We start from the raw sequence: 1,144 nt of genomic DNA on the forward strand, positions 1-1,144 counted from the left end.
AGTGGGTACACGGTGAAGGCCTGAACATTTAGAAGAAGGAGGAGTCTTGTCAAACTTGTCGATACCCACTACGTCGCCAGACGATTACTATCGGCAGCGTATTGATATGCAGCCGGCCTTCAACAGCGATTTATTCCTACAATTGCTCGAACCTGAGAATCTACACCGAGCGTGGCGTCAAGTTAAAGCCAATAAAGGCGCGGCAGGCATCGATGGCATGACCATCGAAGCCTTCCCGCTCTGGATGCAACAAGGCGGCTGGCAACAGTGTAAAACTCAACTTGAGCTAGGTGAGTACCAACCCTCAGCAGTCAGGCGCGTAGAGATCGACAAACCCGATGGCGGTAAACGCAAACTGGGGATCCCTAACGTCATTGACCGTGTGATACAGCAAGCGATAGCTCAAATACTCACACCACTGTTTGACCCATTCTTCTCGTCTAACAGCTTTGGCTTTAGGCCGAACAGAAATGCTAAACAAGCGGTACTGCAAGTAAGGGATATCATCAAACAGAAACGCAAATTTGCCGTCGATGTTGATCTATCTAAGTTCTTTGACCGAGTTAATCATGATCTCTTGATGACTCAACTTAGGAGCAAGGTGCAGGATAAGCGTCTGTTGGCACTTATCGGTAAATACCTACGTGCTGGCGTAGTGGTCAATGACCAATTTGAAGCAAGTTTCGAAGGCGTGCCTCAAGGCGGTCCACTCTCGCCATTACTATCAAACATTATGTTGGATAGTCTGGATAAAGAGCTGGAAAGCCGAGGGCATAAATTCGCCCGCTACGCGGACGATTTCATCATTTTGGTAAAGTCTATTCGAGCGGGAGAGCGGGTACTCAAGAGCATTACTCAATACCTTGCCACTAAGCTGAAACTGGTTGTTAATGAACAGAAAAGCCAAGTGGTTAAGGTAGGTCAAAGCAAGTTCCTAGGGTTTACATTTAACCGAGGAAAGATCCAGTGGCATGCTAAAACATTGCACATTTTCAAACAAAAGATGAGACGGCTAACGAACCGAAATTGGGGCGTTAGTATGGAGTATCAGCTGTTTAAAGTGCGGCAGTACATGCAAGGCTGGATCAACTACTTTGGCATAGCCAATACTTACCAAGGATGTGTTGATTTAGACCATTGGATC

The 1,144-nt window shown here is 46.7% G+C and carries 1 protein-coding gene; it reads left to right on the forward strand.

What is annotated here, in order from left to right; translation table 11 throughout:
* Positions 1-46 precede the first annotated feature (46 nt).
* On the forward strand, positions 47-1,144 hold a 1,098-nt coding region (gene ltrA / locus L2747_RS21335), incomplete at its 3' end, for a group II intron reverse transcriptase/maturase (RefSeq protein ID WP_249000916.1).

The sequence above is a fragment of the Shewanella marinintestina genome (genome assembly GCF_023283845.1).
GTDB classification, from domain to species: domain Bacteria; phylum Pseudomonadota; class Gammaproteobacteria; order Enterobacterales; family Shewanellaceae; genus Shewanella; species Shewanella marinintestina.